The 8,734-nt window shown below is 44.8% G+C and carries 9 protein-coding genes; 8 read left to right on the forward strand and 1 reads right to left on the reverse strand.

Translation table 11 applies throughout. The features are described from left to right. Positions 1-5 precede the first annotated feature (5 nt). From ADA42_RS08510 to ADA42_RS08535, 6 genes are all read left to right on the forward strand, one after another. Positions 6-986: a zinc-binding dehydrogenase gene (locus ADA42_RS08510; protein WP_004948832.1), complete on the forward strand. Its 981-nt coding sequence runs from the start codon at positions 6-8 to the stop codon at positions 984-986. A 281-nt stretch (positions 987-1,267) separates the two neighbouring features. Beyond that, positions 1,268-1,948: a paraquat-inducible protein A gene (locus ADA42_RS08515; RefSeq protein WP_004939629.1), complete on the forward strand. Its 681-nt coding sequence runs from the start codon at positions 1,268-1,270 to the stop codon at positions 1,946-1,948. Continuing rightward, positions 1,945-2,703 (forward strand): paraquat-inducible protein A, encoded by a 759-nt coding sequence (locus tag ADA42_RS08520; protein WP_004948828.1) that lies wholly within the window; start codon positions 1,945-1,947, stop codon positions 2,701-2,703. Before ADA42_RS08515 ends, ADA42_RS08520 begins: the two co-directional genes overlap by 4 nt. A gap of 36 nt (positions 2,704-2,739) precedes the next feature. Then, positions 2,740-4,395 carry an intermembrane transport protein PqiB gene (locus ADA42_RS08525; protein ID WP_161798545.1) on the forward strand — a complete coding sequence of 552 codons (1,656 nt, stop codon included), beginning with the start codon at positions 2,740-2,742 and terminating at the stop codon, positions 4,393-4,395. Next, a complete protein-coding gene (locus tag ADA42_RS08530; protein WP_048764657.1) occupies positions 4,385-5,116 on the forward strand; it encodes a PqiC family protein in 732 nt (243 codons plus the stop codon). Before ADA42_RS08525 ends, ADA42_RS08530 begins: the two co-directional genes overlap by 11 nt. A 247-nt stretch (positions 5,117-5,363) precedes the next feature. Continuing rightward, the gene (locus ADA42_RS08535; RefSeq protein WP_004939612.1) at positions 5,364-5,810 is read left to right on the forward strand and encodes a PaaI family thioesterase; all 447 of its coding nucleotides are present in this window, start codon (positions 5,364-5,366) and stop codon (positions 5,808-5,810) included. A 142-nt stretch (positions 5,811-5,952) separates the two neighbouring features. Here ADA42_RS08535 and ADA42_RS08540 read toward each other — a convergent pair whose 3' ends face one another. Then, positions 5,953-6,204, reverse strand: a complete 252-nt coding sequence (locus tag ADA42_RS08540) for a hypothetical protein (RefSeq protein WP_004939609.1) — start codon at positions 6,202-6,204, stop codon at positions 5,953-5,955. A 144-nt stretch (positions 6,205-6,348) separates the two neighbouring features. On the opposite strand from ADA42_RS08540, the gene ADA42_RS08545 reads away from it, so the two are divergent. Both ADA42_RS08545 and ADA42_RS08550 read left to right on the forward strand, forming a co-directional pair. Beyond that, positions 6,349-6,960: a LexA family protein gene (locus ADA42_RS08545; RefSeq protein ID WP_048764659.1), complete on the forward strand. Its 612-nt coding sequence runs from the start codon at positions 6,349-6,351 to the stop codon at positions 6,958-6,960. Positions 6,961-6,964: 4 nt separating this feature from the next. Beyond that, positions 6,965-8,257 carry a Y-family DNA polymerase gene (locus tag ADA42_RS08550; protein ID WP_048764662.1) on the forward strand — a complete coding sequence of 431 codons (1,293 nt, stop codon included), beginning with the start codon at positions 6,965-6,967 and terminating at the stop codon, positions 8,255-8,257. Positions 8,258-8,734: the final 477 nt, after the last annotated feature.

The following is an 8,734-nucleotide window of genomic DNA, read 5'->3' on the forward strand; positions in this document are numbered from 1 at the left end:
TTTATATGCAAAGCGTACTTCATAAAACCTTTGGTGAACCTGTCGATGTACTGGAACTGGGAGAGGCGCCTGTGCCTGAGCCAAAAGCGGGACAGGTACGTATCAAAACAATTCTCACCCCAATTCATAACCACGATGTCTGGACAGTACGCGGGCGCTATGGTTATAAGCCTGAACTTCCTGCAATTGGAGGCAGTGAGGCGGTTGGATTGATTGATGCGTTGGGTGAGGGCGTTGAGCATCTTCAAGTTGGACAACGTGTGTCGGTGGCCTCTGTACATAACACATGGGCAGAGTACTTTCTTGCACCAGCGGCAGGTGTGGTGCCATTGCCAGACGAAATTGATGACCAAACCGCGGCACAGTTGATTGGCATGCCGATCAGCGCGCTGATGTTACTCGATTTTATTGGCATTCAGCCGGGTCAATGGATGATTCAAAACACTGCCAACGGCGCAGTAGGTAAAACAGTGGCCATGATTGCCAAATCTCGTGGTATTGGTGTGATCAATCTGGTGCGTCGTCAAAGTGCGGTCGATGAAATGACGGCGCTCGGAATTGAGCATGTGGTTGCTACAGAACAAGATGACTGGAAAGCACAGGTTAAAACCCTGCTCGGTGAGCATACGTTGGTAGCAGGTGTCGATTCAATTGGTGGACAGGCCAGTGCTGAAGTGCTGAGCTTATTAGGCGATGACAGCACCTTGGTGTCCTTTGGTAGCATGACTGGCGAACCGATGCAGCTACCTTCGGGTGATTTGATTTTTAAGCAGGCTGTGGTGAAAGGGTTTTGGGCCAGTGTCGTGAGCAAGAACATGGAGCCAGCACACAAACGTGAGCTACTGAGCGAACTGATTCAACTGGCGGCAAGTAAACAATTGCAACTTCCGGTCGAGGCGATTTTAAGCTTTGATCAGGTCGATGAAGCGGCACGACTTTCAACCCAAAGTGGCCGCAAAGGCAAGGTGTTGTTTAAACCAAACTAGGCCATCACTGTATATAAGTACAAGCACATGTCAGAAGAGTTCTGGCATGTGCTTTTTTGTGCCTTAAAAATAGAGGGAAATATAAAAGCCAAACATTCAGTAAGCTGTTATGCGACATCGTTTATGTTTTTTGTTCGAATGGTGTGCCAAGTCTTTGATCATCGGTTAAGATGGACAAGAAAAAGAAATATAAGTTTGTACAGGACGTCAGTCATCTACATATCAAAGCGACAACTTTTATTTCATAGCGCCTTTAATTTTTATACTGGGTCACGTGCTCCATGAGTCGAGATGTTTCAGAGCAGTCATCAGCCTTACCATCAAGCCCGACAATTTTTATAGAGGGACAATCCTTTACGCCTTCAGAATTGGCAGGGTGTGAAGAATGCGATGCTATTTACCGTAAGGTCACGTTGGCTGCGGGTGAACGTGCTTACTGCAACTGTTGTGGTGCCGAATTATATCGACGAAGCAAGTCGCTCAGCACTTTGCTAGCGCTGGTGCTCACAGCGCTGATTGTATTTGCGATTGCCAATAGTTTTCCCATTGTAAAGGTCGAATTGCAGGGGAATTCCTCTCAGACCACGCTCATTGGTGCCGCGATGGCGATGTTTCATATTGATCGGGCATTTGTGGGGGTGCTCATTCTGATCACGACCTTTATTGTTCCTTTATTAGATTTATTGTTACTCACTTACGTTCTGGCTTCGGTGAGTATATTTAAAACGCGTCCTTCTTATTTGTTGGTGGCACTCAGAGCCCTGTTTCTTTTTCGAGAATGGGGCATGATTGAGGTATTCCTGATTGGTGTACTGGTGACACTGGTCAAGCTGATCGCAATGGTGGTGGTCATTCCGGGTATTGCACTTTGGGCATTTGCACTATTGAGTGTGTTACTGGTTTATATTGCATCGTTTAAGATCAATGATCTGTGGGATGAAATTGACAGGAGGGTGCCATGAGTACTCAACATGAGTCACAGCAACAGCATGTGGTCAGTCCTGTTTCCGTTGTGCATCCACCTCGAGCGCATGAACTTTCGCTCGTGCGTTGTCATTGTTGCGGGCTGCTCAATCATGTCGACATCTCGCATACCGATGAGAGCATACCTAAGTGCGTCCGATGCCACAGTGCATTGCATGCGCGAAAACCCAGTAGTTTAAACCGGACTTTTGCACTGGCCGTGGCAGCAAGTATTTTGTACATACCCGCCAACGTATTGCCCATGACCATTACCAATTCATTATTGGGCAGTCAGCAAGATACTATCATGAGTGGGGTGATTTACTTCTGGAAAAGTGGTGATTATCTGGTGGCGACGGTCATCTTTATGGCCAGTATTTTTATTCCACTGCTTAAACTATTTATTCTATTTTTCCTGCTGATTGCAGTCCGCATGCAATCTTCATTACGCTGGCGTTTTTCGCCTGAGCATTGTTCGATTTTATACCGGATTGTTGAGTTTATTGGCCGTTGGTCCATGATTGATGTTTTTGTGGTGGCCTTACTCACCGCGCTGATTCAGATTCAATCACTGGCCACGATCTTGGCTGGGCCGGGTGCTGTTGCATTTGGCGCCGTGGTAGTCCTGACCATGTTTGCATCCTTGAGTTTCGACCCGCGAATGATTTGGGATAACTATTATTCCGGACAGTCCAAACAGCAGTCCCAGACAGCTCAAGGCACAGCGACCACGATGATGGAGCAGCACCATTGAATTACATTTTCCCTTTAATGACCTTTAAAAAGAACGATAAGCATGTCTGAGCATACTCCAAACAGTGAACATCCCGTTCCAGATCCGAATCATACTTCGCGTGGCTTGCCTGAACCACAAAAGAGAAAAGGCAAGTGGCGGCCGGCACTGATCTGGCTTATTCCGCTTGTGGCGTTATTGATCGCGCTCTCGCTGGCGGTTAAGGCCATTTTAAACACCGGGCCTACAATCGATGTATCGTTCCGTACGGCCGAAGGCTTGGTGGCAGGCAAAACCACTGTGCGTTACAAACAGGTCGATATCGGACTAGTGCGTCAAATTGATTTAGCTGACGATGGCTCTCATGTCATTGCCAAAATCGAGCTACGCAAAGACGCCAGCCAGTTTGCCTCAAAAGATTCGCGTTTCTGGGTGGTGCGTCCACGAATTGGAACCAGTGGTGTATCTGGCATTGATACCTTATTGTCGGGTGCATATATCGAGGTCGATGGCGGCAAGTCCAAAGAGAAGCAAGAGGAATTTACCGGGCTTGAAGTGCCGCCTGTGGTGGCATCGGATGTACCCGGCAAAGTCTATTTTCTTAAAGCACGTGATTTGGGTTCGCTGGATATTGGCTCACCGATTTATTATCGACGCATCAACGTCGGGCAGATTACAGCGTATAAACTCTCGCAAGATGGCAAGAGCGTCGAGTTACAAACCTTTGTTCGCTCACCTTACGATAAATTTGTCACCACCGATGCGCGCTTTTGGCAAGCCAGCGGCGTTGATGTCACGCTCAATGCATCAGGCTTTAATTTAGACACCCAGTCATTGGCCAGTATTGTGGCGGGCGGGATTGCCTTTGGTTATCCTGAATCATCTAATGCGGGGGTTGCGGCCAATCACAGTCGTTTTAATCTGGCAGATTCACGCGCAGAAGCGCTTAAAGAGCCAGACGGCCGACCAAAACAGATCATTATGTACTTTAATCATTCTATTCGTGGTCTAACTGCAGGCGCACCGATTGACTTTATGGGCTTAGAAATTGGGAATGTGAAATCGATTAATGTTGAATTCAACGCCAATTATACGCAGCTTCGTATGCGGGTTGAGGCGCTGATTTATCCGTCGCGTCTGGCCAACGGTAAAGAGCTCGATCCAGATGGTGATATTTTCAGATCATTTATCCAGCAAGGCTGGCGTGCTCAAATGCGCACAGGGAATTTGCTAACGGGCCAAAATTATATTGCCTTTGATAAGTTCCCGAAAGCCAAACCAGCAAATCTAATCATTCGACCAAATGGTGTCGTGGAAGTTCCGACCACGCCAACAGAACTCAGTGGCTTACAGGCTCAGGTTTCACAAATTGCCGACAAGCTCACCAAATTCCCACTGGTTGAAATTGGTCAAGATGTCCGCAAAACGCTGAAAAACATGAATACCGCTATTGAATCGACCGACAAGCTGGTTAAACAGTTAGATGGAAAAGTTGCACCAGATTTGCAAGCCACACTCACTGAAGTACGTAAAACTGTGAAATCAAGCGAATCAATTTTGTCGAGTGATGCACCAATGCAGCAAGATGTTCGCCGTGCGTTACAGCAAATGACGCGCGCCGCAGCATCCTTGCAATTGATGGCGGATTATATTGAACAACATCCAGAATCTTTGATTCGCGGCAAATTACCAGAGGATGATGATGATAAATAAGATTACACACCCAGTGTCACTGGGTCGTCGACTACTGGGATGTGTCACATTTGTGGCTTTACCGTGGCTTCTCAGTGCCTGTAGCAGTTCGCCAACACCGAACTATTATACGCTTTCACCTCAGGTAACGCCTTTGGCCAGCTCGAATGTTCGAGTCATTGAGGTGCTTCCTGTAGCGTTGCCCGACCGCCTCAACCGTATTCCGTTGGTCTTGCAGCAACCTTCGGGCGAATCCAAGGTACTCGATAATGATCGCTGGACCTCTACCTTTAGCTCTGAACTGCGTGATAGTCTGTCGGCTGGATTACAACGTAAGCTGGGCGCCGTCGATCGCTACAGCAGCGGTATGACTGGCGGGCAGGTCTCGTATCGTATTGCAACCGACTTTTCTCATTTCGATATCATCAGCGCGGGTAATGGTGAAAAGATGAAATCGAATGCTCGTATGATTGATGTGGCGGTGGCTTGGATTATCAAACGACAAGAACCGATCAATGCACCTGTGAAAACCGCAGCGGCGGGAAGTGCGGAAATTGCCGATCGTCAAATGAGTTGTCGTATGACTTTTCAGCAGCCAGTGGCATCTGGTGCAGGTGATATTCAGGCAACTGTGCGTGCTTCTAGTATGGCAATGGAACGTGTGATTGATGCTGTGGCGCAGTCCGTAGTCGCCACCGAAGCCAAAACACGCCCTACCATTCAGAGCGTACGTTGTTCGTAAAACTTCAGCATCATTAAAAAAGCCTCACACGTTGAGGCTTTTTTTATCGAGATGATCAAATCGCCTTAAAAGACTCGCTAGTCAAGAATTCTAGGGTTTTATAGATTGACTCTGTTGTGATACCGCTGTACGTTTTGTTTAGTTCTTTTTTGGAACTTAAAATTAGGTTTAGGTTTTATATTGATATTGCTGAAAAATAAATAGATTCGGTTAACTACATGATGAAAGAATTTGCGAGGAAAATAACATGAACCCACATCAAATGACGGGGCTTGAAATGATGCAAGCATTTCAAAAAGGCTTGGTTCCAGCTCCTGGAATTTCAAAAACCATGGGAATGGGTGAGTTGGTCGAAGCCGAGTTTGGCCGAATTGTCATGCGTGCATTGGCCGATGAGCGTCATACCAATCCTTTAGGTGGCGTACATGGCGGATTTGCCGCAACTGTTTTGGATTCTGTCACTGGATGTTCAGCGCATTCGGTTCTGGCTGCTGGAGAAGGCTATGGGACCACCGATCTGGCCATAAAAATGTGCCGTCCAGTACCGTTTAATACGCCGCTCATAGCAGAAGGGAAAGTAATTAATATCGGGAAAAACCTGATTATTTCTGAAGGCTATCTGCGTGATGAAGAAGGAAAACTCTATGCGCATGCCACCGCAACCAATATGATTTTGCGTGCCAAATCAGCCTGAAAAAAGCATTAAAATAATATTTAGATGCGTGACATCAATTTATTTTTTAAAATTGAAATAGAAAATTAGACTTCATCTCATCATCCGGTTCGCAAGTGTCGAACAGCAGAACCGGATTGTTTGAGCATTTAAAGCTTGAACATTAACAGGCATGGCTAAAATGCGGTGCCAATAACTGTAGTCCACGGGTAATGTCGTGCAAAGACGAGCCATTCATCCAGAAGGATTTCTTTAGTATCAAGGTTGTCATAATACTGTCGGCCTGATCTTCATCATTTAGGTTGCATACAAGGCCGTAGCGATTTTCTAAAATCTTATTATTTTCAATAAACTGAATATAGTAAGCATGTAAATCCTGTGCATAGCCGAATACTGCATCACGTTGTTTTTTCATTGTTACGCTCCACCAGATATTGTTGATAATTTGATCTGCTCATGGCTATTGTTATGCAAAAGTAAAACGTCGTCAACTTGAATTTGTAACGAATTCAAGATAGATTAATAAAATACGATGAATGGTCAAGCGAGGAGGAGAATGATGGCTGAACAACATAAAAATGAGCACGGCGGTGCACGCGCCAATGCGGGTCGAAAGGCAAAATTTCAGGAACCCACTAAGGTGATTCGTGTGCCTGAGTCGCAAGTGGCATTTATCAAACAATGGCTGCTCGATAATTTAAAAACCAATAACCTGGTCGATTTTAAAGCTTCGATCAAGGCACAGGCGATTCAGCCCAATACCGCCAAAATCTATCAGATTCCACTTGCCACTGAGCGCGTTGCGGCAGGTTTTCCGTCGCCGGCACAAGATCACGTCGAACAGGGACTCGATTTAAACGAATATCTGATTCGTAACGAAAGTGCCACGTTTATTGTGAAGGCCAATTCGCTTTCCATGCTCGATGCAGGTATTGATATCGACGGTCCACTGATTGTTGACCGTAGCCTTCCTGCAAAATCGGGCGATATTGTGATCGCCATGGTCGACAATGAATTTACGGTCAAACGCTTGATGATCGATCATCATTTTCAGCCTCCAAAAATCTGGCTAAAAGCCGAAAATCCTGACTTTCAAGATATTTATATCGATGAAGGCCAAGAATTGGTGATTTGGGGTGTAGTGACTTACAACCTTAAACGAATGCGATAAGTCCATGAAACAGCGTATTTTTGCGCTCGTCGACGTCAATAATTGTTACGTCAGTTGTGAGCGAGTATTCGACCCCAAATTACATCAACGCCCAGTGGTTGTTTTGTCTAATAACGATGGCTGTGTCGTGTCACGCTCTAAAGAAGCCAAGGCATTGGGCATTAAAATGGCAGTTCCGCTTTTTCAGATTCAGCATTTAATTCGTCGGCATCACGTGGTCGTGCTTTCGAGCAACTATGCACTGTATGCCGAAATGTCCAGACGCTTTATGAATATTCTGGCTAACTTTGTCGGGCCGAACGATCAGGAAATCTATTCCATTGATGAATGTTTTTTGGAGCTGACCGACCATCAACACAGAGAAAACCTCAGTCAATATGCACGCCAGATTTTAAAAACCGTACAGACATGGTTAGGACTACCGTGCTGTATTGGTATTGGTTACTCAAAAACTCAAGCCAAAATGGCCAATCACCTCGCCAAAACCCATGCTGCATTTGATGGTGTCTGTAACATGGTCGATGAAGACCCCTGTGTGATTGAAGATTTGCTGGCACACACCGATGTAGGGGAGGTGTGGGGCGTCGGGCGCAAGCTACAAAAGCGTCTTGAACAAATGCAGATTTGCAGCGTGATGGATTTGGTTGAAGCTGATGATAAGCGACTCGGTCAACATTTTTCAGTGATGCTTGAAAATACAGTCCGTGAGCTTCGAGGGATATCTTGTATTGAACTTGAACATCAAGTGCCCGATAAGCAGCATATTATTAGTAGCCGTAGCTTTGGACAACCTGTTAAGGATTTGCAAAATCTGAGTGAAGCCTTAACGCAGTTTACCCAGCGGGCTGTAGAGCGGCTTTATGCACAGCGCCTGTTATGTAAATCGATCGGCGTTAGTATCCGTACTAACCGCTTTCAAGACGCTGAGTATTTTCATCCCTATACGATTGTCCATTTGAGAGATTACACTGACAATCTGCTGGAAATTAATAAAGCGGTTCAATATGGATTAAAGTGTATCTTTAAAGTAGGGCACAGCTACAAAAAAGCCGGTATTACGCTACTAGATGTAATTCCCCGGCAGCAATATGTACCAGATCTGTTTTTCAATGCACAGAGCACCATTAAAAATCAAAAATTACTGGATATATTGATACAAATAAACAAAGAGCATGGCAAAGATCGAATTGTTTTGGCTCCTTTGACGAATAAGCAGCCTCGACCTTGGAAAATGAATCAGGCACATAAATCGCCCAGTTATCTTACTCAGTGGGCGGATGTGCTGAGGGTGCAATGATTAAATCATAAGTGTTGGTTTTGGTAAAAATAACCTTATTTTTTGATTATAATGAAAGAATAAAAGTATATTTTTTCTTTAAATTGAAAAAATTGTCACTAATTTGGCTTTAAATGAAAAAAAATTTAAAAAATGAAATAAAAAAGTGATTTTAAGGGAAACAATCCCACCCTGATTTTCCTACACTATATCTCAAGGGTGTGATAGGGATCGAAAAGAGTAGCATGCACCAAAACGTATAACGTTAGTGTGTACTCACCCAAAAGGTCTCGATTCGGCTTAGGACGCTATAGATCAAGAGTTTATAGGCAAAAGGTTACAGCTTACAAAGCTTTAATTGTTGAAGTTAAACATATTGTTTTCCCTAAACACCCTCAAAATTTTAAAAGAATATAAAACATTATAAAAATCTAACGTTCAGCACTTACATACTATCTTCATCTTCATCTTCATCTTCATCTTCATCTTCATCTTCAT

Source organism: Acinetobacter sp. 243_ASPC (assembly GCF_001054715.1).
In the GTDB taxonomy this organism is placed as follows: Bacteria; Pseudomonadota; Gammaproteobacteria; order Pseudomonadales; family Moraxellaceae; genus Acinetobacter; species Acinetobacter soli.

Excerpts from the sequence above, each read along its gene's own strand:
- ADA42_RS08545 (WP_048764659.1), top strand. The coding sequence starts at position 6,349 with ATGGCTGAACAACATAAAAATGAGCACGGCGGTGCACGCGCCAATGCG.
- ADA42_RS08520 (WP_004948828.1), top strand. The coding sequence starts at position 1,945 with ATGAGTACTCAACATGAGTCACAGCAACAGCATGTGGTCAGTCCTGTT.
- ADA42_RS08550 (WP_048764662.1), top strand. The coding sequence starts at position 6,965 with ATGAAACAGCGTATTTTTGCGCTCGTCGACGTCAATAATTGTTACGTC.
- ADA42_RS08540 (WP_004939609.1), bottom strand. The coding sequence starts at position 6,204 with ATGAAAAAACAACGTGATGCAGTATTCGGCTATGCACAGGATTTACAT.
- ADA42_RS08515 (WP_004939629.1), top strand. The coding sequence starts at position 1,268 with ATGAGTCGAGATGTTTCAGAGCAGTCATCAGCCTTACCATCAAGCCCG.
- ADA42_RS08535 (WP_004939612.1), top strand. The coding sequence starts at position 5,364 with ATGAACCCACATCAAATGACGGGGCTTGAAATGATGCAAGCATTTCAA.
- ADA42_RS08510 (WP_004948832.1), top strand. The coding sequence starts at position 6 with ATGCAAAGCGTACTTCATAAAACCTTTGGTGAACCTGTCGATGTACTG.
- ADA42_RS08530 (WP_048764657.1), top strand. The coding sequence starts at position 4,385 with ATGATAAATAAGATTACACACCCAGTGTCACTGGGTCGTCGACTACTG.